This is a genomic window from Streptomyces neyagawaensis, from assembly GCF_023516595.1.
Lineage (GTDB): Bacteria > Actinomycetota > Actinomycetes > Streptomycetales > Streptomycetaceae > Streptomyces > Streptomyces neyagawaensis.
This window is the reverse complement of sequence record NZ_JAMGBG010000043.1, coordinates 88,015-110,822: the sequence shown is the minus strand read 5'-3', so window position 1 is coordinate 110,822 and position 22,808 is coordinate 88,015. Positions and strand designations below refer to the sequence as shown.

The 22,808-nt window shown below is 72.8% G+C and carries 25 protein-coding genes; 17 read left to right on the top strand and 8 right to left on the bottom strand.

All coding sequences use genetic code 11. The features are described from left to right. Positions 1-10 precede the first annotated feature (10 nt). The 7 genes from M8J73_RS19955 (at position 11) to M8J73_RS19925 (ending at position 8,066) form a co-directional block, all read left to right on the top strand. Entirely contained in the window at positions 11-574 is a 564-nt protein-coding gene (locus M8J73_RS19955; RefSeq protein ID WP_055541390.1) for an NADH-quinone oxidoreductase subunit J, read from the top strand. After that, positions 571-876, top strand: a complete 306-nt coding sequence (gene nuoK, locus M8J73_RS19950; RefSeq protein WP_055541389.1) for an NADH-quinone oxidoreductase subunit NuoK — start codon at positions 571-573, stop codon at positions 874-876. The genes M8J73_RS19955 and nuoK overlap by 4 nt, the downstream gene beginning before the upstream one ends. Then, the gene (locus tag M8J73_RS19945) at positions 873-2,738 is read left to right on the top strand and encodes an NADH-quinone oxidoreductase subunit 5 family protein (protein WP_055538569.1); all 1,866 of its coding nucleotides are present in this window, start codon (positions 873-875) and stop codon (positions 2,736-2,738) included. Before nuoK ends, M8J73_RS19945 begins: the two co-directional genes overlap by 4 nt. A gap of 5 nt (positions 2,739-2,743) precedes the next feature. Next, on the top strand, positions 2,744-4,252 hold the full coding sequence (locus M8J73_RS19940; RefSeq protein ID WP_206187825.1) for a complex I subunit 4 family protein: 1,509 nt from the start codon (positions 2,744-2,746) through the stop codon (positions 4,250-4,252). 50 nt (positions 4,253-4,302) lie between these two features. Then, the gene (locus tag M8J73_RS19935) at positions 4,303-5,724 is read left to right on the top strand and encodes an NADH-quinone oxidoreductase subunit N (protein WP_055538574.1); all 1,422 of its coding nucleotides are present in this window, start codon (positions 4,303-4,305) and stop codon (positions 5,722-5,724) included. 133 nt (positions 5,725-5,857) lie between these two features. Then, the gene (locus M8J73_RS19930; protein WP_157873127.1) at positions 5,858-6,361 is read left to right on the top strand and encodes a hypothetical protein; all 504 of its coding nucleotides are present in this window, start codon (positions 5,858-5,860) and stop codon (positions 6,359-6,361) included. A 94-nt stretch (positions 6,362-6,455) separates the two neighbouring features. Continuing rightward, a complete protein-coding gene (locus tag M8J73_RS19925) occupies positions 6,456-8,066 on the top strand; it encodes a multicopper oxidase family protein (protein ID WP_055538572.1) in 1,611 nt (536 codons plus the stop codon). A 64-nt stretch (positions 8,067-8,130) separates the two neighbouring features. On the opposite strand, the gene M8J73_RS19920 is transcribed toward M8J73_RS19925, so the two are convergent. Further along, positions 8,131-8,874, bottom strand: a complete 744-nt coding sequence (locus M8J73_RS19920) for a CbtA family protein (protein WP_055538573.1) — start codon at positions 8,872-8,874, stop codon at positions 8,131-8,133. Positions 8,875-8,889: 15 nt separating this feature from the next. Then, a complete protein-coding gene (locus tag M8J73_RS19915) occupies positions 8,890-9,105 on the bottom strand; it encodes a CbtB domain-containing protein (protein ID WP_249828882.1) in 216 nt (71 codons plus the stop codon). A 252-nt stretch (positions 9,106-9,357) separates the two neighbouring features. Here M8J73_RS19915 and M8J73_RS19910 point away from each other — a divergent pair, with 252 nt between their 5' ends. Beyond that, positions 9,358-9,927 (top strand): histidine phosphatase family protein, encoded by a 570-nt coding sequence (locus M8J73_RS19910; RefSeq protein WP_055541057.1) that lies wholly within the window; start codon positions 9,358-9,360, stop codon positions 9,925-9,927. Positions 9,928-9,991: 64 nt separating this feature from the next. On the opposite strand, the gene M8J73_RS19905 is transcribed toward M8J73_RS19910, so the two are convergent. Continuing rightward, positions 9,992-10,588, bottom strand: coding sequence for a short chain dehydrogenase (locus M8J73_RS19905; RefSeq protein ID WP_055541054.1), 597 nt, complete (start codon positions 10,586-10,588; stop codon positions 9,992-9,994). A 188-nt stretch (positions 10,589-10,776) separates the two neighbouring features. Here M8J73_RS19905 and M8J73_RS19900 point away from each other — a divergent pair, with 188 nt between their 5' ends. Together M8J73_RS19900 and M8J73_RS19895 are read left to right on the top strand one after the other, a co-directional pair. Then, entirely contained in the window at positions 10,777-11,760 is a 984-nt protein-coding gene (locus tag M8J73_RS19900; protein ID WP_055541055.1) for a DUF8832 domain-containing protein, read from the top strand. Positions 11,761-11,865: 105 nt separating this feature from the next. Further along, a complete protein-coding gene (locus M8J73_RS19895; protein ID WP_055541056.1) occupies positions 11,866-12,696 on the top strand; it encodes a class I SAM-dependent methyltransferase in 831 nt (276 codons plus the stop codon). Positions 12,697-12,795: 99 nt separating this feature from the next. Here the strand turns inward: M8J73_RS19895 and M8J73_RS19890 are convergent, their stop codons facing one another. Beyond that, positions 12,796-13,335: a GNAT family N-acetyltransferase gene (locus M8J73_RS19890; protein ID WP_055542757.1), complete on the bottom strand. Its 540-nt coding sequence runs from the start codon at positions 13,333-13,335 to the stop codon at positions 12,796-12,798. A gap of 317 nt (positions 13,336-13,652) precedes the next feature. Here M8J73_RS19890 and M8J73_RS19885 point away from each other — a divergent pair, with 317 nt between their 5' ends. Further along, complete coding sequence (locus M8J73_RS19885; protein WP_055542758.1) at positions 13,653-13,901, top strand: Lrp/AsnC ligand binding domain-containing protein; 249 nt, start codon at positions 13,653-13,655, stop codon at positions 13,899-13,901. A 53-nt stretch (positions 13,902-13,954) separates the two neighbouring features. On the opposite strand, the gene M8J73_RS19880 is transcribed toward M8J73_RS19885, so the two are convergent. Beyond that, the gene (locus M8J73_RS19880; RefSeq protein ID WP_055542759.1) at positions 13,955-14,734 is read right to left on the bottom strand and encodes a DeoR/GlpR family DNA-binding transcription regulator; all 780 of its coding nucleotides are present in this window, start codon (positions 14,732-14,734) and stop codon (positions 13,955-13,957) included. A 145-nt stretch (positions 14,735-14,879) separates the two neighbouring features. Between M8J73_RS19880 and M8J73_RS19875 the strand changes: the two genes are divergently transcribed. The 3 genes from M8J73_RS19875 (at position 14,880) to M8J73_RS19865 (ending at position 17,629) form a co-directional block, all read left to right on the top strand. Continuing rightward, positions 14,880-15,767, top strand: a complete 888-nt coding sequence (locus M8J73_RS19875; protein ID WP_055542760.1) for an SIS domain-containing protein — start codon at positions 14,880-14,882, stop codon at positions 15,765-15,767. Positions 15,768-15,826: 59 nt separating this feature from the next. Beyond that, a complete protein-coding gene (locus M8J73_RS19870) occupies positions 15,827-16,687 on the top strand; it encodes a class II fructose-bisphosphate aldolase (protein WP_055542761.1) in 861 nt (286 codons plus the stop codon). A gap of 168 nt (positions 16,688-16,855) precedes the next feature. Further along, positions 16,856-17,629: an AraC family transcriptional regulator gene (locus M8J73_RS19865; protein ID WP_055542762.1), complete on the top strand. Its 774-nt coding sequence runs from the start codon at positions 16,856-16,858 to the stop codon at positions 17,627-17,629. Positions 17,630-17,768: 139 nt separating this feature from the next. Here M8J73_RS19865 and M8J73_RS19860 read toward each other — a convergent pair whose 3' ends face one another. Beyond that, the gene (locus M8J73_RS19860; protein WP_206188056.1) at positions 17,769-18,920 is read right to left on the bottom strand and encodes a methyltransferase; all 1,152 of its coding nucleotides are present in this window, start codon (positions 18,918-18,920) and stop codon (positions 17,769-17,771) included. A gap of 66 nt (positions 18,921-18,986) precedes the next feature. Between M8J73_RS19860 and M8J73_RS19855 the strand changes: the two genes are divergently transcribed. From M8J73_RS19855 to M8J73_RS19845, 3 genes are all read left to right on the top strand, one after another. Further along, positions 18,987-19,709: an alpha-ketoglutarate-dependent dioxygenase AlkB family protein gene (locus M8J73_RS19855; RefSeq protein WP_249828881.1), complete on the top strand. Its 723-nt coding sequence runs from the start codon at positions 18,987-18,989 to the stop codon at positions 19,707-19,709. A 45-nt stretch (positions 19,710-19,754) separates the two neighbouring features. Further along, positions 19,755-21,002: an ROK family protein gene (locus tag M8J73_RS19850; RefSeq protein WP_055542923.1), complete on the top strand. Its 1,248-nt coding sequence runs from the start codon at positions 19,755-19,757 to the stop codon at positions 21,000-21,002. A gap of 121 nt (positions 21,003-21,123) precedes the next feature. Further along, on the top strand, positions 21,124-21,432 hold the full coding sequence (locus M8J73_RS19845) for an SHOCT domain-containing protein (protein WP_055542924.1): 309 nt from the start codon (positions 21,124-21,126) through the stop codon (positions 21,430-21,432). Positions 21,433-21,497: 65 nt separating this feature from the next. On the opposite strand, the gene M8J73_RS19840 is transcribed toward M8J73_RS19845, so the two are convergent. Beyond that, a complete protein-coding gene (locus M8J73_RS19840; protein ID WP_079055268.1) occupies positions 21,498-22,037 on the bottom strand; it encodes an ATP-binding protein in 540 nt (179 codons plus the stop codon). Between the two features lie 271 nt (positions 22,038-22,308). Further along, positions 22,309-22,632 carry a hypothetical protein gene (locus tag M8J73_RS19835; RefSeq protein WP_055517608.1) on the bottom strand — a complete coding sequence of 108 codons (324 nt, stop codon included), beginning with the start codon at positions 22,630-22,632 and terminating at the stop codon, positions 22,309-22,311. Positions 22,633-22,808 lie beyond the last annotated feature (176 nt).

The window sequence follows — 22,808 nt, the reverse complement described above, 5'->3', positions numbered from 1 at the left end:
GGGACCGAACGTGTTCGACGACGTCGTCTTCTGGGCGCTCGCCCTGCCTGCGGTGGCCGCCGGGGTCATGGTGTTCCGGTTCGACTCCATGGCCCGGGCGACGTACGCGCTGCTGACCTCGCTGCTCTGCGTCGGCGGCGAGGTGCTGCTGCTCGGACTCGACTACCTCGGCGTCGTGATCGTGCTGATGATGACCATCGAGATGGCCGTCATGGCCGTGTTCATGGTGATGTACATGATGAACCCGGCCGGGCTGATGCCGATGACGATGGTGCACAACGCCAAGGGGGCGGTCGTGATCTGCGCGGCGGTCCTCGCCGTCCTCGTCGCGGGGATCCTGCTCGCTCCCTGGCCGGCCCGCCGCGGCGAGCCGTCGGCCGACCCCACCAGGGACCTGGGCCTGTCGCTGATGGGCCCTCAGATGCTCACCATGATGACCCTCGGCCTCGCCCTGGTCGCCACCATCGTCGCGACCGTCGTCCTGGCCACCCGCCGGGGCCGCTACGACCGCTACGGCGACGACGTCGACGCGCGCTGCGCCGACGACCCGGTACGAGGAGGAACGGGCCGATGAGTCTGGAGCCGTTCCTGCTGCTCGCCGCCGCGCTGTTCAGCATCGGCCTGTTCGGGGTGCTCACCCAGCAGTCCGTGGTGATGCTCATGATGGGGCTCGAACTGATGCTGGGCGGCGTGATCGTGGGCGCGGCGGCCGTCTGGCGACACGTCGCCCCGGCCGTCGCCGACGGGCAGGTGCTGGTCGTCCTGGCGGTCACGGTCATGGCGGTGGAGATGGCCGTCGGATTCGCCGTCGTCACCGCCCTGTTCCGGGCCCGTGAGGTCGACATGACGGACATGGCGGCGGAGTTGAAGGAGTGAGCGCGCTGCTGTGGGCGCTCGTCGCGCTGCCGCTGACCGCGGGGACACTGCTCGCGGTCGCCGGCCGCCCGGCGGACCGCTACGCGCCCGGTGTCGCGGTCGTCGCGGCCGTCGCCGCGCTCGGCCTCGCCGTCACCGCGGCGTTCGCGCATCCGCGGGTCGAGGCGCCCCTGCTGGAAGGGCTTCCCGCCGGGCTCGCGGTCGACGGGCTGTCGGGCCTGATGGCCGTCACCGTCACGGCCGTGACGGTGGCTGTCCTGGTGTTCAGCGTCGCGGACATCGGGCCGGGTGAGGCCCGCGCCCGATTCTTCGGGCTGATGCTGCTCTTCAGCGGCGCGATGCTGACGACGGTCACCGCGACCACGCTCCCGGTCCTGCTGATGGCGTGGGAGGTGATGGGCGCCACCTCCTGGGCACTGATCGGCTACCGGTGGCGCGACCCGGGACGCGGCGACGCCGCCGCCACGGCCTTCCTCACCACCCGCGCGGCCGATCTCGGCCTCTACCTCGCCGCCGGCGCGGCGCTGGCGAGCGGTCGGTCCGGTTCCCTCGCCCTCGACGACCTTCCGCACGCGACCGGCGCCTGGGCGGACGTCATCACCGCCGGCGTCATCGTGGCCGCGTTCGGCAAGTCCGCCCAACTGCCCTTCAGCTTCTGGCTGTCCAGGGCGATGCTGGGCCCGAGCCCGGTTTCCGCCCTGCTGCACTCGGCGACCATGGTGGTCGCCGGGGCGTATCTGCTGCTGCGGCTGGAGCCGCTGCTCACCCGCTCCGGCTGGGGTGCGCCCGTCGTGGCGTGGACGGGCGCGGTGACGGCGGTACTGCTCGGCCTTGTCGCCGTGGCGCAGACCGACCTCAAGCAGTTGCTGGCCGCCTCCACCTGCGCGCAGATCGGCTTCATGGTCCTCGCCGCGGGAACCGGCGCGATCACCGGCGGAACCCTGCAACTCGTCGCACACGCCGTCGCGAAGAGCCTGGCGTTCCTCGTCGCCGGCGCCTGGCTGACCACCCTCGGTACCAAGGCGCTGCCCGCTTTGCGCGGCGCGGCACGGCGGCACCGTACGACCGGCATCAACTTCGGCGTCGCGGCCCTGACGCTGGCGGGCGTCCCGCCCTTGGCGCTGTGGGCGGCGAAGGACGTCCTCCTCGCCGGTGCCCTCCACGACAGCACGGCGCTGTACGCCGTCGGGCTGGCCGGCGCGGTGATCTCCGCCGTCTACAGCACCAAGGCGCTGTGGTTCGTCTGGCGGCCCGACGCCGCACCGGAGGCCCGTGCGGCGCTGCCGCCGTACGCGAGCCCGCCGTACGCGATCCGGCTGCCGCTGGTGACCCTGGCCGTCGCCTGCGCCGCCCTGACCGTCACCTCCTTCCCTCCCGTACGCGACGCGGTGGAGCGGGTGCTCGGCGAGCACGGGCAACCGGAGCCGCGGGCGTGGGAGTTCGTCGTGTCCGGTGTGCTCGCGGTCGCCGTCTCGGCCGTGGTCTGGACGCATGGTCCGCAAGCGCGCGCCCTTCCCACCCGGATCACGGTCCCGGCGTCGGAATGGCTGCGATCGGAGAGGGCGGCGCGGGCCCTCGTCGTCGGTCCGGTCCTGCGCCTCGCCGACGCCCTCGCCGTCTTCGACGACCGGGTCCTGGACCGCGCCGTCGGGGGCACCGCCCGCGCCACGGTCCGGCTGGCGCGGTGGACCGACGTCCGGGCGGAGCGGCTCGTCGACGGCACCGTCCAAGGCGTGGCGGACGGTGCCCGTGCGCTCGGCCGCTGGGCGCGGCGGCCGCAGACCGGGCAGTTGCACCAGTACCTCGCCCAGGCCGTCGCCGCCTTCACCGTCCTCGCCGTCGTCCTCGTCCTCGTGAGGTGACCGCCGTGCTCACGGCCCTCGTCCTGCTCCCGACCGCCATGGCGGTGCTCCTGCTGTGCGTGCCGCGCGGCGCGCCCCGCGTGCTGTTCCCGGCGGCCTGGGCGGCGACCGCCGCAGCCGAGCTGGTCCTGACGGTGATCGTCTGGACGGGTCACGAGCGGGGCGGCGGGACGTGGTACGAGACGCGGGCCCGCTGGATCCCCAGCGCGGGCATCAGCTACCACGTCGGTGTCGACGGCCTGTCCCTGCCCCTGGTGGCCGTCACCTGCGTGCTGTTCCTCGCCTGCGCCGCGTACGCGTGGCGGGAGACCCGAAGGCCGCGGGAGTTCGCGGCGCTGTTCCTCTTCCTCCAGACCACGTGCCTCGGCCTGTTCGTCGCCCTGGACCTGATCCTGTTCTTCGTCTTCTTCGACCTGTCCATCGTGGCGATGTACTTCATCATCGCCGCGTGGGGGCACAAGGGCGCCGCCCGAGCCGCGCTGAAGTTCTTTCTCTACACCTTCATCGGCTCCCTCGCCCTGCTGCTGGGCTTCATCGGCCTGTACCTGGCCGCCGACCCCCACACCTTCGACATCGTCGAGCTGACCGAGGCCGATCCCCTGGCGGGACGTACGACGTACGGCGCCCTCGTCCTCCTCGCCATCGCGGTCGGACTGGCGGTCAAGACCCCGACCGTGCCCTTCCACACCTGGCTGCCGCCCGCGCACACCGACGCCCCCGCCGCCGGGTCGGCGATCCTCGCCGGCGTGCTGCTGAAGATGGGCACCTACGGCTTCCTGCGCGTCGCGATGCCCGTCCTGCCCGACGCCTGGCGCGACCACGCCCTCGTCTTCGTCGTCGTCGGTGTCGTCTCCGTGCTCTACGGCGCGCTGGTCGCCCTCGCCCAGACCGACTTCAAGCGGATGGTCGCGTACACCTCCGTCAACCACATGGGCTACATCATCCTGGCCGTCGGCGCGGCCGGGGCCGTCGGCGCGGACCAGGAGGACGCCCGCCGCCTGGCCGTCACCGGCTCGGTCTTCCAGATGGTCAGCCACGGGCTGCTGACCGGCGCGCTGTTCCTGCTGTCCGGCGTCCTGTACGAGCGCGGGCGCACGTACGAGATGGCGGCGTACTCCGGTGTGGCCGGGCGGGCGCCGGTCTTCGCCGCGCTGACCGGCGTCGCCGCCTTCGCCTCGCTGGGGCTGCCGGGCTTCTCCGGCTTCATCGCCGAGTTCCAGATCCTCACCGGGAGCCTGGGACCGGCGCCGGTGGCGACCGGTCTGGCCGTGCTCGGGATCCTGCTCACCGCGGCCCTGTTCCTGCGCGCCCTGCAACAGGTCCTCCTCGGGCCGCTGCGGCTGCCGGTCGCCGCGCCCGGCGCCGACCGGCCGTTCGCCGACCTCCGCGTCCACGAGGGGCTCGCCGTCGTTCCCCTGCTGGCTCTCGGTGTCGTCCTCGGTCTCGCCCCCCGGTTCGTCCTCGACGTCATCGAGCCCGCCTCGCGCACCGTCCTGGACCTCCTCCGGCGATGAACGGGACGACCGAGTCGAACGCGGTACGCGCGCTCACCGCGATGAACGAGATGACCGGGATGAACGAGAACCCCCTGGACCTCCTTCCCGAAGTCCTGCTCGCGGCCTCGGCCGTGCTCGGTCTGCTGCTCGGGGCATGGCTGCCGCGCCGCCGGCAGTGGCTGGTCGGGGCCCTCGCGGGCGCGGCCTGCGCGGGTGGGCTCGTGGCCGCCGCGATCGCCGCGACCACCCCCGTGGAGACCGCCTTCGGCGGGGCCTTCGCCCTGGACACGCTCTCGGCCACCAGCAGGATCGTCATCCTCGGCGCCACACTGCTCGTCCTCGCGCTCGCCGCGCCCCGCCTGTACGCGGACCCGCGCGAGACGGAGTTCCACGTCCTGCTCCAGCTCTCCTCCGTCGGGGCCCTGACGCTGGCCGGAGCCCAGGACCTGCTCCTCCTCGCCGCCGGTTACCTGCTGGCCAGCGTGCCCGCCTACGCGCTCGCCGGGTTCCGCAAGGACGGCCCGGGCACCGAGGCGGCTCTGAAGTTCTACGTTCTCGGGGCGTTCCTCGGCGTTCTGATGCTCACCGGCATCACCGTCCTCCTCGCCGCCGGGCGGACCACGGCCTACCCGGTGCTGCGCACCGAACTCGCCGGGGCGCCGACAGGGCTGGTGGCGGCCGGCACCCTCGCGCTGCTCACCGGTGTCCTGTTCAAAGCCGGAGCCGTGCCCGCTCACTTCTGGGTGCCCGACGCGGTGCAGGGCAGCTCGGAGCCGGTCGCCGCGTTCCTGACCACCATCCCCAAGATCGGCGCCCTCGTTGCGTTCTACCGCCTCGCCGTCGTACCGCTCGCGGACGCCGACCTGCCGTGGGCGGGGCTGGTGGCGGTGCTCTCGGTCGCCTCGATGACACTGGGCAACCTGGCGGCCTTTTTCCAGCAGGACGTCACACGGCTTCTCGCGTACTCCACGATCAGTCAGGTGGGCTACCTCCTGTTGCCCGTCGCCGTCGCCGGACGCACCGACCTCGACCAGGAGGCGCTGCTGTACTACCTGGCCGGGTACGCGCTGACCAACCTCGGCGCCTTCGCCGTCGTCTGCGCTCTGCCCGGTGCCCGCACCGTCGACGACTACCGGGGACTGGCCCGCACGCGCCCAGCCCTGCTGGCCGCGCTCGTCGTCTGTCTGCTGGGACTGGTGGGCACACCGCCGACCGCCGTCTTCCTCGGCAAACTGGAGGCCTTCAGCGCGGCCTTCGACGGCGGCTACGCGTGGCTCGCGGTGGTCGCGGCCGTCAACACGGTCGCCTCCCTCTTCTACTACCTGCGCTGGATCGCACCGGCGTTCCTCGCGTCCGGCCCCGCGGGCGGCCCGGGCGCGATGTCGAGATCAGCCGCGGTGATCGCCTACGGGGCGGCCACCGGCTCCGTGGTGCTCGGGCTGCTGGGCGGGAGTGTCCTGGACGTGCTGGGCGGCCCGCCGGCTCCCTGATCGCCCAGGCGCCGTGTGCGCCCGCACGCCCCCGCGGACCGAACCCCCGGTGTTCCCCGAGAGGTGTCGGTTACCCCCTGCGGGTATATTGGCGCGTGTCGTCTCGCCGGGAGTTTCGAGGGAAGCGTTGAACTTGACGGGAGTCTGGGCCCCGCCGACCCGTGCCTCGCACGGTGTCGTGCGCTGGGCGCGTGGCGTCGTCATCGCTCTGCTCGCGGCCCTCGCCGTACTGATCCACCACGAGTCGGCCGCCGTGGCCGTCGGCCCGGTCTCGTCGTCCGCCGCCCACATCATGACGCCGGGCATGGTGCCGGGCATGGCGATGTCGGGCGGCCGTGCCGCGCCGTCACAGGCGACGACCGGGCACGGGCACGGAAGCGCCGCAGCGCAGGACGCGGAGCGGGCGCCGGCCGCCGGGCCCGCGATGATCAGCGCCGAGGGGCCGGCGTGCGACGGAATGCACATGCCGCACTGCTCGGCCGCGAGCCTTGAAGTCGTGAAGCTCGCACCACCCGCTCCCACCCCGGTGTTCCAGGATCCCGCCGCGCAGGAAGCGGCCGCCTCCGGGGCGAAGGCCGCCGGGACGGTGGGCCGAGCGCCCCCGGACCTGTCCGTTCTCTCCCGGTTGCGCATCTAGGCCTGCCCCACGGCTTCCTCGCGTCCTCTTTCCCTCCGAGGAGCCGTCCCCGCATGCCTGTTTCCCTGTGCGCACCTTGAGATCGAGGACACCCATGAACAGCATCAACCGCCGCTCCGCCCTTCTCGCGGGGCTCGGCGTCGCGGGCGCCGGCGTGCTCGCCGCCTGCAGCAGCGGCACCGACACGACACCCGCCCTGGTCAACCCCTCCGGCCCCGCGGTCGCCGCGGCCGAGAAGAAGCGGAAGGGCACCGGCAGGACGCGGAACGTCACCCTGACCGCGGCGCCGGCCGTGCTCGACCTCGGCGGCGGGGTCCTGGCCAAGAGCTGGGCCTTCGGCGGCCGGGCCCCCGGCCAAGAGGTCCGACTGTCCGCCGGCGACACCTTGGCGGCCGAACTCTCCAACCAGCTGCCCGACAGGACCACCACGTCCATCCACTGGCACGGCATCGCCATGCGCAACGACATGGACGGCGTCCCCCCGGTGACCCAGCAGACCGTGCGTGCGGGCGCCAACTTCACCTACCGCTTCATCGCCGACGCCCCCGGCACGTACTTCTTCCACCCCCACGTCGGCGTCCAGCTCGACCGCGCCCTGTACGCGCCGCTGATCGTGGAGGACCCCCGGGAACCGCTGTCGTACGACGACGAATGGGTCGTCGTCCTGGACGACTGGGTCGACGGCGTCACCGGCACCCCCGACGAGGTCCTCGCCGAGCTGCGCAACGGCATGGGAGGCATGGACATGGGCGGCCACTCCGGCTCCGGGAACAAGAAGGGCCACGACATGGGGGGCCACGACATGGGAGGCATGGACATGGGGGAGGGCTCCCCGTCCGCGTCGCCGTCGACCGGCGGCATGTCGATGAAGCACATGCTGATGGGCGCCGAGAGCGAGTTGCTAGGCGGCGACGCCGGCGACGTGAAGTACCCGTACCACCTGGTCAACGGCCGTGTCCCGGCCGACCCCGACGTCTACCGGGGCAAGCCCGGCACCCGGGTCCGGCTGCGCGTCATCAACGCCGGGGGCGACACCGCGTACCGGGTGGCGCTCGGCGGGCACCGGCTGACCATCACCCACACCGACGGTTTCCCCGTCGAGCATCAGGAGGTCGACGCCCTGCTGATCGGGATGGGGGAGCGGTACGACGTCCTGGTCACCCTCGGCGACGGTGTCTTCCCGCTCGTCGCGCTGGCCGAGGGCAAGGACGCCACCGGTGTGGCCCTGGTACGGACCGGGTCCGGCGGCGCACCCGGGGCGACCGTCCGCCCGAAGGAGCTGAACGGCAGGCTCCTCGCGGCCTCCCGGCTGCGGGCGGCCGACGACGTCCGTCTGCCGTCCAGGAAGGTGGACCGGGTGCACCGGGTCGAGCTGACGGGCGGCATGCGGCGGTACGACTGGGCCATCAACGGCAAGCCGTACGACATGGACGACCCGACCGCGAATCCGCTGACGATCGAGGAGGGGCAGCGGGTCCGGCTGGACTTCGTCAACACGACCACGATGTGGCACCCCATGCACCTGCACGGCCACACCTACCAGTTGGGCACCGGAGGCCCGCGCAAGGACACCGCGATCGTGCTGCCGAAGACGAAGCTGTCCGTCGTCCTCGACGCGGACAACCCCGGCCAGTGGATGCTGCACTGCCACAACGCGTACCACGGAGAGGTCGGCATGATGGCGCTGGTCGCGTACCGGAGCTGACCGCCGCCGAACATGACCGGACCCGCCGGGCGCGCCCCCGGCGGGTCCGGTCACGGTGTTCCGCTCAGGCCACCGGTGTGGGCACCCGGTGCGTCAGCGGCCTCGGAGCGAGGACGCGTTCGGCCAAGTACCCGAAGGCCAGACCGAATCCGGCCCACAGCACCGCCTGGATCCCGATCGACGCGAGCCGGAACTCCCACAGGTCCGCGGCGGGGAACCCCTTCGGGATGTTGTCCCCGGACGGCAGGAACACCATCGCCACCGCCACGGCTGCCGTGAAGGCCAGACCGGCGGTGACGGAGGCGTTCCAGTTGCCCCAGAGGGGCGCCACGCGGCGGCCGAGGATGACCGCCGCGCTGCCCAGCAGCACACTGAGCGCGATCATCAGGAAGAACAGCGCGGTGCGCCGGGCGAGGGTGTCTGGGTCCCCCACCGCGGGCGGGTTCGCCGGGTACTTCAGTGTCGGCACGAGGTACACGAGGAGGAACGCGGCCAGCGCCGTCAGCGCCGCCGTGGCCCGGGCCGAGAACCGGCCGACACGACCCAGGGCGAAGCAGAAGGCGAGTGCGGCGATCCCGCCGACCGCGACGCCGAAGACCAGCATGCCGGTGGCCAGACCGGCGGTGGACTGCACCGACCGGCTGACCAATTCTTCACCGTGTTCGTGGGAGTTGGCGGATTCGAAGGCGATCGCCGCGTCGACCGGCCCCTCGCCGACGAAGTAGGCGAAGAGCAGAGCCGGGACGGCTGCGAGCAGCCCGGCGAGCATGCCGCGCACGAGCAGCGCGCGCACCAGGGCGGAGTTCATCGGTGTCCGTCCGTCTCAGTGGCAGGGGAAACCGAGCAGATGGCGGGCGTCGTGCACCCACTCGTGCACGCCTTCACCGGAGACGACGGAGGTGACGCCCTGCTCGGCGCCGACGAAGTACAGCAGGACCAGCATCAGGACGCCGAAGAAGACCGCCCAGGGGGCGACCGCCTTCAACGGCAGGGGGGTGACGACGGGCTGGGTGGTGGGGGCGGCAGTGGACTGCGCCATGGCGAGACCTCCTCGGGAACAACGCGTCCCGCGTTCGTGTGGAGCACTCGACGACGGCGTGGGGTCTGACTCACCACCACCTCCAGGGTGGAGGGGTGGCACACAGTGGCGCGACCGTGCCGGATTTGCACCGGACTTCCGTCTCGCCGTCGTCCTTGCGGTCCGATGGTAGGGGTAGGACGAGGATCGGCCAACATGGCGTGCGCCACCTACGATGAGCCGACCGCGGTGGGCTTCGGCGAAGGGACTCGTATGACTGTCCGGCTCACACTGGTGTGTGCCGCCGCTGCGGCGGGACGTGAAGTGCGCTTCGGGGACACGGCACTCGACGAGCGGGCGCTGCGGCAGGCCCGCGCAGCGGCCCGGCCCGTGGACACTGCGACGGGCACGCGGTACGTCGCGCCCACGCACCGGTGCCGGCAGACCGCGCAGGCCCTGGGGTGGGACGAGGTCACCGTCGAACCGGCGCTGCGGGACCTCGACATGGGCCGCTGGCAGGGGCGTACCCCGGAAGAGGTGGCGGGCGAGGACCCGGCCTCCTTGGCGGCCTGGATGACGGACCCGGAGGCGGCTCCGCACGGCGGTGAATCGGTGGGTGACCTGTGTCGTCGGGTGGCCGCCTGGATGGAGGCGTTGCCGGACGACGCCGGGCGCGTGCTGGCCGTGGTCGACCAGGCGGTGATCCGCGCCGCGGCGCTGTCCGTGCTGTCCGCGCCGGTCCAGTCCTTCTGGCGGGTCGACGTCCCTCCGCTGGCCGAGGTCGAGTGCACCGGCCGGGCGGGCCGGTGGAACCTGCGGTGGGGAAGCCCCCCGATCGCGTAGCCCCGACGCCAACTCAGGCCTTGGCGCCGGTTCGTGGGGTTCGGGGGGCGGAACGCGCCCCGGACTAGAGGGCGTACACCTGCCCCGTCTGGGCGCCCTCGACGGAGCGGACGTATGCCTGCGCGACGTCGGCCAGGTCTACCGGGGGCATCCCGGGGAAGTAGTCGCCGTAGTCGGCGAGGCTCTCGGTGAAGACGGTGGGGCTGACCGCGTTGATGCGCTGCGGGGCGATCTCGATGGCGGCGGCGCGGACGAACGCCTCCACCGCGCCGTTGGCCATGGAGGCCGCGGCGCCGGTGGGGATGGGCTCGCGAGCCAGTACGCCGGTGATCAGGGTGAAGGAGCCGCGCTCGGCGACGCGCGGTATGCCCTGCCGTACCAGCTCGATCTGACTGAGCACCTTGCCCCGGAACGCGGCGAGATGGTCGTCGGGCGTCAGTTCGGTGACCGGCTTGAACGGCACGTCGCCAGCGGCGCTGACCACCGCGTCCAACCGGCACGCCCGGTCGTAGAGGTCGGTGATCTGCGCGGGGTCGGTGAGGTCGCAGCGCAGATCGCCGCCGCCCCGTCCCACGGTGAGGACCTCGTGGCCGCGGCTGGTCAGCGTCTTGTGCACGGCCGTGCCGAGCGTTCCCGTGGCACCGATCAGAAGAATCTTCATGCCGAGACGCTAAGCCCTGGCGGTGGCCGCTGAGAAGTGCCGCTCTCGGTCGGTGGGACGGGGGCGGAGCCCTGCCGTTCGTATACCCCCACAGGGTATTCCGCGCAAGCGGCTCCAGCACTTGACTCGATACCCCCAGGGGGTATGGTGGGCTGCGTAGAGACCTTCCGGATCCCGAGGAGACGGCCATGAACACCGGACTGAGGATCACCGCGTTCGCCGCCGCGCTGGCCGCGACCTTCGGCACCGCCTACGGGGTGGGCAAGGGCGTCGAGCCCGTCGTCGCGGACAGCGCGCCCCCGCGCCACGACAGCCACAGCCGGACCTCACCGGAGCCCGGCGAGGGCGGCGGCCGCACCGGGCGGCACGAGTCGCCGCCGGCCGGTGGCCTGCAGATCTCCGAGGGCGGCTACACCCTCGACCTGCGCACCACGGCCGTCACCGCCGGGAAGCGCGCCGACCTGCGCCTCGTCATCCGCGACGACGACGGCCGCGCCGTCACCGCGTACCAGCGCGAGCACGACAAGGAGTTGCACCTCATCGTCGCCTCACGCGACCTGGTCACCTACCGCCACCTCCACCCCACCCGCGCGGCCGACGGCACCTGGAGCACCCCCGTCGACCTGCCCAGGGCGGGCGGCTACCGCGTCTTCGCCGACTTCACCCCCGCACGGAAGGGCGCCCAGAACCTCACACTCGGGGCCGACCTCGCCGCCTCCGGCGCCTACGAACCGCAGCGGCTCCCGAAGCCGGACACCACCGCCGAGGTCGACGGCTACGAGGTCGAACTGGACGGCAGGCTCCGTCCGGGCGCCGCGAGCGAGCTGAAGCTCACCGTCTCCCGGAACGGCCGCCCCGTCACCGACCTCCAGCCCTACCTCGGCGCCTACGGCCACCTGGTCGCCCTGCGCTCCGGTGACCTCGCCTACCTGCACGTCCACCCCAACGGCGAGCCCGGCGACGGCGAGACCGAACCCGGCCCCGGCATCTCCTTCACGGCCACCGCGCCCAGCGCCGGCACCTACCGCCTCTTCCTCGACTTCAAGCACGAGGGGAAGGTCCGCACCGCCGCGTTCACCGTCCGCGCCGCAGGCCCGGCAGCTTCGGCTGCCCCGGACGAGCCGAACGACGCGGACGGAACCCACGACAGGTCCACCGGGCACGGGCACTGAGCGGGGCGGGGCGGGGTGCATCTGGCCGTCCCGCCCAGCGAGCTCGGCCGGACATGCGCACCGGGAAGCCGTGTCGCGGTGCCCTGGCTTTGCTTGGATGGCGTCATGACCGACGCCCATGAGCGCATGATGCGGGCCAACGAGGCCAACTGGGACGCCCGGACCCCCGTCCATCTCGCCAGCCGCTTCTACGCCCTCGACGAGAACCTCGACCCCGCACGCTGGTTCGCCCCCTGGGAGTGGGAGGACCTCGGCGAGCTGCACGACCGGGACGTGCTGCACCTCCAGTGCCATCTCGGCACCGAGACCCTCGCCTTCGCGCAACGCGGGGCGCACGCCACCGGCCTCGACTTCTCCGAGGCGTCGGTGGCCGCCGCCACCGGCATCGCGCGGAAGGCGGGCCTCGACGTCACCTTCGTCCGGGCGAACGTGTACGACGCCGTCGAGGCCCTGGGGGAGCGGAAGTTCGACGTGGTGTACACCGGCAAGGGAGCCCTGTGCTACCTGCCGGACCTGGACCGCTGGGCCGGCGTCGTCGCCCGGCTCCTGCGGCCCGGCGGGAGGCTGTACATCGCGGAGTTCCACCCGCTGCTCAACTCCCTCGGCCCGAAGCCCGCGCCGGACTCCGGCCCCGAACTCCTGCTGCGCAACGACTACTTGAGCGGCGAGAGCGCCGTGCACCGTGACGCGACCTACACCTACACCGACGGCCCCGCCGTGGAGGGGGCCACCGACAGCTACGAGTGGATGCACGGCCTGGACGAGGTGGTCAACGCCGTCATCGGCGCCGGCCTCGTCATCCGGCGCCTGCGGGAGAGCGACGAACTGCCCTGGCCCCGCTGGCCCCGGATGACCCGCACCCCGTCCGGCTGGTGGCGTCTGCCCGACCCCCGCATCCCCCTGCTGTACGGCCTCCTCGCGAGCGCGTCCGACTAGGCACGGCCCAGGCCCCGCCCCCGGCCAGTGGTTCATCTTCAGAACGTTGAACGGCCATGGACACGCCGTTCGGTGAGGTCTGACCGTGTCCGGGGCTGCTCAGGTCGGCAGCCTTGCTGCATAGATCCAGTCGAGGCCGTCGTATCCGGTGTCGTCGAGGTGCTCTGCTCGGGTCAGGCCGGCGCGCACTGCCACGTGCTGCGAGGCGATGTTGGCCGGCCGGACGCGGGCGATCAGTGGGAGGTCGGGAACGCGGCGGGCTGCCCATGTAGTGACCGTCGCTGCGGCCTCGCCGGCGAAGCCTTGGCCCCAGGCCGAGGTGGCGAAGCGGTAGAAGAGGTTGAGGACTTTCATACCGTGCAGTTCCATGGGCTTGATCCCGCAGAATCCCAGTTGCGGGGCGGCGCCGTGGCGTCGGACGACCCAGTACCCGTATCCGCACCGCTGCCACTGGTCGTTCCAGCGGCGGTACAGCTCCCCGGCCTCGTCGAGTCGTGTGAGCGCGTCGGAGGGGTTGTGCCGGCAGGTTTCGGGGTCACGGTGGATCGCGAAGATCGCGTCGATGTCGGCTTCGGTCGGACGCCGCAACGACGGTCGAGCGGTCTGAAGTTGTTCGTCGGCAGGGTTCGTGTCACTCATGCGAAGATCGTAGAAGTGCGTCAGACAGCCCTGGCGGGGTAGTCGGCCCAGGCGCGGATCGGCGAGTCCGGCGCGAAGTTCGTCTTCGGCTTGGCTCGGGCGTTGCGCCGGCGGACGTAGGAGGCGATGGGGGCGTTCTGCCGTGGCTGCGGTGGTCGGTGCTGTTGAGAAGGATCCGGCGCGGCATCTCCCGGCTCATGGCGGGGAACACTCTCTGCTTGACCAGGTGCTCGGCGAGCTTGTCCGGACGTAGTCCTCGCCGACCTGCATCAGTGTGGTGATGTCCTTGACGACTGCCGGTCGAGGCGGTCCTCTGGGTGCGGACCCCGCCGTCACGGGCGGAGGCCGTCAGCGCCGCCCTCGCGGAGTCCGCGCACGTCCGCCACGCCAGCTTCGTCACGGGGGAACGCCAGTTCCTCCTGCTGACCGCGTTCCCCGACGAGTCGGCCCTCCACCACTTCGTCACCCGCTCCTCCTGGCTGCGCGACGTGGAGTCCGTGGACGTCTCCCTGGTCCTCACCACCCTGAAACGCGGCGGCATGCTCGCCCCGTGGCTACGGGACTGACCGCGCGTGCGAAACCAACCTCGAAGACCGCGTCGGCGCGTCCGAGTCCGGTCTCAGACCACCACGACCCGTACCCCCGCCTCCTCGAACCGCCGTACGGCCTCCGGTTCGGCCGCCGCGTCCGTGACCAGGGTGTCCACCGAGTCGGCGCCGCAGATCCACGCGAACGCCCGCCGCCCCAGCTTGCTGGAGTCGGCCGCGACGACGACCCGCTCCGCGCGCTCGCACAACAGCCGGTTGACCGCGGCCTCCGCCTCGTCGTGCGCCGCCGCGCCGTGCACGACGTCGAACGCGACCACACCGAGCACCGCCACATCCAGGGTGATCTGCCCGAGCACCCCGTCCGCGAGCGGCCCGACCAGCTCGTACGACTGGGCACGGGCCACCCCGCCCGTCACCACGATCTTGAACTGGGGCCGCACGGCGAGCTCGCTCGCGATGTTCAGCGCGTTGGTGACCACGGCCAGTGCGGGCGTCCCGGACGCCAGATCGCCGCGTACGGCCAGCGCCCGCGCGACCTCCGTGGTGGTCGTGCCGCCCGTCAGGCCCACCGCCTCACCGGGCGCGACGAGGTCCGCCACCGCCTTCGCGACGCGCTGCTTCTCGGTGGCCCGCCGGGCCGTCTTGTAGCGCAGCGGCAGCTCGTACGACACCCCGTGCACGACAGCCCCGCCCCGTGTCCGGACGAGCATCTGCTGCTCGGCCAGCTGGTCGAGGTCGCGCCGGATGGTCGCCGCCGACACCCCCAGCTCGGCCGCCGCCTCCTCGACGTCGAGCCGCCCCCGCTCCACGAGCAGTTCGAGCAGCGCCTGCCAGCGGGCGTCGCGGGACATGGGGCACCCCACCTCTCCGTCCGGACGTGATCTTCGGACGACCCTAGCGCAGCCGGCACCGCCTGCATGCTTGAAGTTGTTCGGAATGGGCCTCTATCTTGCACAAACAAGCATGAAGCTGTCGTCCGCTGGGGAGGGTGACCGTATGACCCACGTCGAGGACGAACTGAACGGCCAGCCCGAGTGCTGGTCCCGCGCCGCCGCCGAGGCGGTGTCGCACGCCGGTGCCCTGCCCGCGGTGGGGGAGCGGGTCGCGCTCGTCGGCTGCGGCACGTCGTACTTCATGGCCCAGGCCGCCGCCGCACTGCGGGAACGCGCGGGGCAGGGCGAGACGGACGCCTTCGCGGCCTCCGAGTTCCCCCACGGCCGCGCCTACGACCGGGTCGTCGCGCTCACCCGGTCCGGCACCACCACCGAGGTGCTCGACCTGTTGGGCGCGCTCCGGGGCCGTACCCGCACCACCGCCATCACGGCCGACCCGGACACACCGGTGATGACGGCCGTCGACGACCTCGTCGTGCTGGACTTCGCCGACGAGAGATCCGTCGTCCAGACCCGTTTCGCCACCACGGCGCTCACCCTGCTCCGCGCCCACGTGGGCCTGCCCGTCGACGGGGCCGTGACCGACGCCCGCGCCGCGCTGGAGGCCCCGCTGCCCGAAGGGGTCGTCGACAGCGCCCAGTTCACCTTCCTCGGCCGCGGCTGGACCGTGGGGCTCGCGCACGAGGCCGCGCTCAAGATGCGGGAGGCCGCGCTTGCGTGGAGCGAGGGATATCCGGCGATGGAGTACCGGCACGGCCCCATCAGCGTCACCACACGGGGTACGGCGACGTGGATGTTCGGGGAGCCCCCCGAAGGGCTGGCCGAGCAGGTCCGCCGGACCGGTGCGACCTGGGTGGCCGGCCGGCTCGACCCCCTCGCCGAACTCGTCCGCGCCCAACGCCTCGCCGTCGCCGTGGCCGCGGCCCGCGGCCTCGACCCGGACCGGCCACGCCACCTCACCCGCTCGGTGATCCTCGACCCGACCCCGTGACGGCCCCTGTCGGCGCGACGCCCGCAGATCCTCGACCGCCCAGCCCCTCAGGAGGAGTTGTGCCCCTCACGACGACCGGTGAGCTGATCACGGGGGCCGCCACCGCGCACACCGCCGTGGCCGCGTTCAACATCATCACCCTGGAGCACGCGGAGGCCGTCGTCGCGGGTGCCGAGTCCGTCGACGCGCCCGTCGTCCTCCAGGTCAGCGAGAACGCCGTCAAGTTCCACGACGGGGATCTGCTCCCGCTGGCCCGCGCCGCCACCGCCGCGGCCGAGCGCGCGACCGTGCCCGTCGCGCTCCACCTGGACCACATCCAGAGCGACGACCTGCTGCGCCGGGCACCCGACGCCGGCTTCAGCTCGGTGATGTACGACGCCTCGCGCCTGCCGTACGCCGAGAACCTCGCCGCCACCCGGGCCGCCGTGGACTGGGCGCACGCCCGGGGGCTGTGGATCGAGGCCGAGTTGGGGCAGGTCGGCGGCAAGAACGGGCTGCCGCCGCTGGACGCGCACGCCCCCGGCGCCCGTACCGACCCCGACGACGCCCGCGCCTTCGTGGCCGACTCCGGCGTGGACGCCCTCGCCGTGGCCATCGGCAGCGCGCACGCCATGACCACCCGGACCGCCACCCTCGACCACACCCTCCTCAAGAGGCTCTCCGGCGCCCTCGACGTCCCCCTCGTCCTGCACGGCTCCTCCGGCGTCCCCGACGACGAACTACGGGCGGCCGTCACCGGCGGTATCGCCAAGGTCAACATCGGTACCGCCCTCAACATCGCCCTGACCGGCGCGATCCGCGAATTCCTGACCGCCCGCCCCGACGCGGTGGACCCCCGCACCTATCTCGCGGCGGGCCGTACGGCGATGACGGAGACGGTGGCCCGGCTGATCGGTGTCCTGGCCACCCCGTCGACGTGAGGCCTGGGGCGGGCGGTGACGTACGTCGTCCCGTGCGCCGGGGCGCCCGAGATGACCGATGGCCGTCCATACGGGAAGAAGCGCGCCCGGGGGTCCGCCGTGTAAAGGTCCTGCTAACGGAGCCGCCCGGGCGGGGAATGTGACGGCCGTCACTGGTACTTTTCCGTCATGCGGGAGACGGAGATCCACCTCGGTGAGCCGCCCGTCGTCGCGGGCATCGGAGTCGGCGTGCACGGGGTGGCCGGGCGGACGGACGTGTTCCGGCTCCCGGAGCTCTGGCAGCTCCACCTCTACCAGTACGAGGCCGAGTTGACCGTCGACGGCTCCGTCCACACCATCCGCCCCGGCCGGGTCAGCCTCGTCCCGCCCGGCACCACGGTCCGCTACCGCTACCGGGGCCGCTCGGAACACCTCTACGCCCATCTGCGCATCGCCCCGACCGGCGCGCTCCGCACGGTTCCCGTCGTCCAGGACGCCGGCCCCGAACTCCCCGCCCTGACCGACCTGTTGCTCCACGCGGTGGCCGCCGCCCCGAGCGAGCCCGAGCGCACCAGGGCCGAGATCTGGACGACCCTGTGGCGGGTCGCCCACCTCACCCCGCCCGCGGCGGCGGACCCGGGCCCGCACCCGGCGGTGATCACGGCCATCGCCCACATCGAGGCCCACCTGGCGGCCCCGCTGTCCATCCCGGACGTGGCCCAGGCGGCCGGTGTCTCCCACAACCACCTGACCCGGCTGTTCCGGGCGGAGACGGGCAGTACGGTCGTCGGCTACATCCGCCGGCGCAGACTCGAACGCGCCCACCACCTGCTGCGCGCCACGACCCTCTCCATCCCCGCCGTCGCCGCCTCCGTGGGCATCCCCGACCTCCAGGCCTTCAACAAGGCCTGCCGCCGCGAGCTGGGCGCATCCCCGAGGGCCCTGCGCGGGGTCGCACCGTGACCTGCCGCCGAACACCACGGACAGGCACCCTGGCCGGCGCGGGCGCGCCCCCGCGGTGAGGGGCACGGATGTGCACCTCCGCGGTCACGGACACGGGTGCCACCCTCGGCGTCACGGTCCCCGACGCGCGCCCTCCCCGTCACGACCCCCGCTTGACCGCCTGGAGCACCACGAACTTCGCGTCGCCGGCGACGAGTCGGCTGTTGCCGAAGATCCGCCGCAGCTTCACGTGATACCCCAGATGGCGATTGCCGACCACCCACAGCTCGCCCCCCGGCCGCAGCGCCCGCCGCGCCCCGGTGAACATCCGCCAGGCCGTGGCGTCGGTCGTCGCCTGGTGGGAGTGGAACGGCGGGTTGTTGAGGACGAGGTCGACGCTGCCCGGCGCGAACCCCGCCATCCCGTCCCCGACCCGGAACTCGGCCTTGCCGTCGGCGTTCGTCCGGTACGTCGCCTCCGCCGAGGCCACCGCCTGGTACGACTCGTCCACGAACACCACCTCGGCGTCCGGGTCGTCCAACGCGACCGCCGTACCGACCACGCCGTTGCCGCACCCCAGATCCACCACGCGACCGCCACGGCCCCGGGGCAGGTGCCGAAGGAAGAACCGGGTGCCGATGTCGAGCCGGTCGGCGCAGAACACCCCCGCGTGATTGACGACGGTACGCCCGGCCAACGGCCCGGTGTCCTCCGGCAGTTCATAGGTGTACGGCCACGGGTCGGCCTCGCGGGCCCGCACGACCCCGGCGTCCGGCGTGCAGAAGATCAGCCGTGCCTTCTGCTCGGCGAGCGAGGTGCGGGTCGGCCCGAGGATCCGCTCGAACAGCTTGAGCGTCGAGGTGTGGATCTCCTTCACCATCCCCGTGCCGACGACGACCGTCCCCTCGTGCACGGCCGGCGCCAGCCGGTGCAACTGGTCCTCCAGGAGCGCGAGGCTCTTCGGGACCCGGACGAGCAGCACGTCGACCCGGTCCGGAGGCGGGTCCTGGGTGGTGAGCAGCCGCACGGTGTCCGGGTCGGCGCCGTTGTGCGCCAGGTTCGCCCGGGTGGCCTCCCGGCTCAGGAAGGAGTCGGTGATCTGGGTCGGCCGGTGCCCGGCGAGCGCCGTGGTCAGCGCGCCCCAGCGGTCACCGACCACCACGACGGTCCCGTCCAGCGGTGTCCCGCTCGCCGCGAGGTGGCGCAGCAGATACGCGTCGGACGCGTCCCAGGCGCGCAGCCGGTCACGGGGGTCCTCGGGGTGGCGGGCCAGGGCGTACTCGCCCCAGGGCGCGGTCATACGGTCGCTCATCGTGTGCCCAGGCTAACCGAGCCGCAGCTCAGGCCAGGTCCCCACGGGGTGCGTGATGATGGAGCCATGGACGCCGAGCTGTTCCCCCGCAGCCGTACGGAGATCGCGCCGGGCGCGGTCCACGTCCCGGACTGGCTGGACATGGAGCGGCAGCGGCGGCTCCTCGCGGCCTGCCGTGAGTGGGCCCGCCCACCCGCCGGGCTCCGCACGGTCCGCACCCCCGGCGGCGGCACGATGACCGCCCGCCAGGTCTGCCTCGGCCACCACTGGTACCCGTACGGCTACGCCCGCTCGGTGGTCGACGGTGACGGCGCCCCCGTGAAGCCCTTCCCGGCCTGGCTGGACGCCCTGGCCCGGCGCGCGGTCGCGGACGCCGCCGGGACCACCCCGGAGAAGGATCCCGCCCTCGCGGTGGCCCCCGGCACGGCAGCCGACCCGGCGCCGGACCCCCGCGTGCCGACGGACCCGTACGACATCGCCCTGATCAACTTCTACGACGGGGACGCCCGCATGGGCATGCACCGCGACAGCGACGAGAAGTCGGACGCGCCGGTGGTGTCGCTGAGCCTCGGCGACACCTGTGTCTTCCGCTTCGGCAACCCGCGCTCCCGGGCCCGGCCGTACACGGACGTGGAACTGCGCAGCGGTGACCTCTTCGTGTTCGGCGGGCCGTCCCGGCAGGCGTACCACGGGGTGCCCCGGGTGTACGCCGGGACGGCGCCGCCCGCGCTGGGCCTGGCCGGGCGGCTGAACATCACTCTGCGGGTGAGTGGCTTCGGCGGTGGCTGAGGCCGACTCGGCGGCAGCGGTACGGATCATGGGAGACTCGCCCTCATGGACGGCAAGGCGGCCCCCAAGGCGGCGGGCGAAGGGACAGCGACGACGACACGCACCCGGCTGGACCGGGGGAGGGGCGCGCTCGGCCCGGCGCTCGAACTCGTGCACACCGGGCGGGCGCCGACGCGTGCCGTGCTCACCGCCGAACTGGGCGTCACCCGGGCCACGGCGGGTGCCGTGGCCGCCGAGCTGGAGGCACTGGGGCTGATCCGGGTCGACGCGCACCCCGGCGCGGCCGCCGGTTCCCAGGGCCGTCCCTCGCACCGTCTGGAGGTCGCCGAGGAGGGCCCCGTCGCGCTCGCCGCCCAGGTGCACGCCGACGGATGGCGGGCCGCGCTGGTCGGGCTCGGCGGGCGGATCGTGGCCACCGCCCCCGGCTGCGAGACCGTCGACGCCGACCCGGCGAAGGTGCTCGGGTCGGTCGTCGAGGCGGGCGCCGACCTGCTCCGCGAGACGGGCCGGCGCTGCGTGGGCGCGGGACTCGCCGTGCCGTCCGCCGTGGCCGAACCGGCGGGTCTGGCCCTGAACCCCCTGCATCTGGCCTGGCCGACAGGTGCCCCGGTCCGCGAGATCTTCTCCGAACGGGTACGGGCGGCCGGTATCCAGGGCCCGGCCTTCGCGGCCAACGACGTGAACCTCGCCGCCCTCGCCGAACACCGGCACGGCGCCGGCCGGGGAGCCCGCCACCTCCTCTGCGTGGCCACCGGCCACCGCGGCGTCGGCGGCGCGCTGGTCCTCGACGGCCGCCTGCACACCGGCAGTTCCGGGCTCGCCCTCGAAGTCGGCCATCTCACCGTCAACCCCGAGGGCCGCCCCTGCCACTGCGGAAGCCGCGGCTGCCTCGACGTGGAGGCCGACCCGCTGGCCTTCCTCACCGCGGCCGGCCGTGACCCCGGACCCGTGGTCTCCCTGCTGCAACAGGCCAACGACCTCATCCGCACGGAGTACGCCGACCCGGCCGTCCGGACCGCCACCGAGTCCCTCATCGACCGCCTCGGCCTGGGCCTCGCCGGCCTCGTCAACATCCTCAACCCCGACCGGATCATCCTCGGCGGCCTGCACCGCACACTCCTGGACACCGACCCCGACCGGCTGCGCAGCGTGGTCGCCGACCGCAGCCTCTGGGCCCGCCAGAGCGGAGTGGTCCCCATCCTCCCCTGCACCCTCGACCACAACAGCCTGGTCGGCGCCGCCGAACTGGCCTGGCAACCCGTACTCGACGACCCGCTGGCAGCCCTGACCTGACGGCCCCCGTACTCCGCGGGAGGTACTACCACTGCCGCTGCCCGTACGACGACCCGCACCTCCTCGCGGCGAGAGGCTCGACTCATCGATACAAGGCGCGTCCCAAGGAGATGAGTTCGAGATGCACACCCTCGCGCACGGGAACGGCGACGGCCCCGGCCCCTGGCTCCTCCTCTTCCCCCTGATCTGGGCGGCGGTCGTCGTCGGAGCCGTCACCCTCCTGCGCCGCACCGTCCGGCGCGGGCACCGGTCCCCGTGGTGGCCGTCGGGGGCCGGCTTCGCCCCGCACGGCGACAGCCGCCCCACCGGCGACTCACCGATCGCGATGCTCGGCCGCCGCTTCGCCTCCGGCGAGATCGACGAGGACGAGTACTGGCGCCGACTGTCCGTCCTGGACGAGCAGTTCGGACGGTCCGGCAAGGACGGATGAGACACCGGCCGGGGTCACCGGCCGGCGCACGGACCAGCTGTACGGCGAAGGTGGTCACCGCCCGGTCAGCCTGCGACGGCCGACCGGGCGGGAGCGTGTTCGGGCCTGCGCCCGCGCGCGGCGGGCCGGAACCCGGTGTCGCACGGCTGCAACTGCGGCTGGGGCTGGGGCTGCCCGACGTCGTACGGCGAGATCTTCGGCACCGCCGCCGAGGACGCCGGCAGCGTGAACCACACGACCTTCCCCGTCCGGCCGTGCGGACGGACGCCCCAGCTCTCGCTCACCGCGGCGACCATCGCGAGCCCGCGCCCACTGGTGGCGAACGGCTCCGCGTCCTGGACGATCGGCAGACGGGGGTCGTTGTCCTGCACCGAGACCGTGAGCCGGCCGAGGAGCAACTCCATCTCCACGGTGCACGACTTGTCCGGCTCCGCGTGCCGGTGGACGTTGGACAGCAACTCGGTCACGCCGAGTGCGGCGCGCTCTATCAACGGATCCAGATGCCAGTAGCGCAATTGCGCAGATACGATTCTGCGGACCTGGCCGATCCGCGACGGCAGGGCTTGGAGCTCCACCGTGCAGTGCCTGCTTTGCTGGCTGATCACGGCTGCGACTCCCCGATGTGAGTCCGGAAGATCGGAGTACGGATCCAGCGAGGTGGCTGGGCGAAAAACGCCGCCTGCTGTGGGGCGGCCGCCTGTGACTGCCGCCTGGTGGCGGCCGCCGGGGGCTGCCGTCTGCTCGTGGGGTGGCTGCGTACAGATCGCCGCCCGCTGTCGTGGCCGGCGGGCTGGTTCGCAGCGTTATCGCCGGTAAACCCAGAGTTACGTGAGACCAGCGTGACCCAGGGGGTCGGGTCCCGCAACTCGCGGTCCGTCAGCCCCCGCGCCCCGCCGCCTTGCGCACCGCCTCGATGAACCGGCGCGCCGAGGGCGGGCCGGGCTTCCCCGGAGCGGGGTCGTGCTCGTTCAGGGTGAGCGTGTAACGGGTGCCGTTGACATCGGCCAACGCCCGGTCCTCGTTGGCGAACCAGGGCTTCGAGGCGCGCACCGCCTGCACCGGGGCGCTGTCGATCTCGCTGCCGTAGCTGGTCAGCAACTGCAGCCGGCCGTCCTCGATCCTGACCTGGCCCGCCCGGGTGAGCTGCCGCAGCCGCTTCCCGATCCGCACGCCCGTGGCCGTGAACTCCGGCTCCGCCATGTGCCCCGCCCCCTAGTGCGCTCTCGCCTGTCCGCTGTCGTGTCGGCTGTCCGCCGTCGTGTCGTCGGTCCGCTGTCGTGATCCGTACCGGACCGTGATCCAGTGTGCCCGAGGGGCGCGTTTCCCCGTGCCACCCCCTCGGGGGGACCACCCGGCCCGTGCGGTGAAGTCTGCAC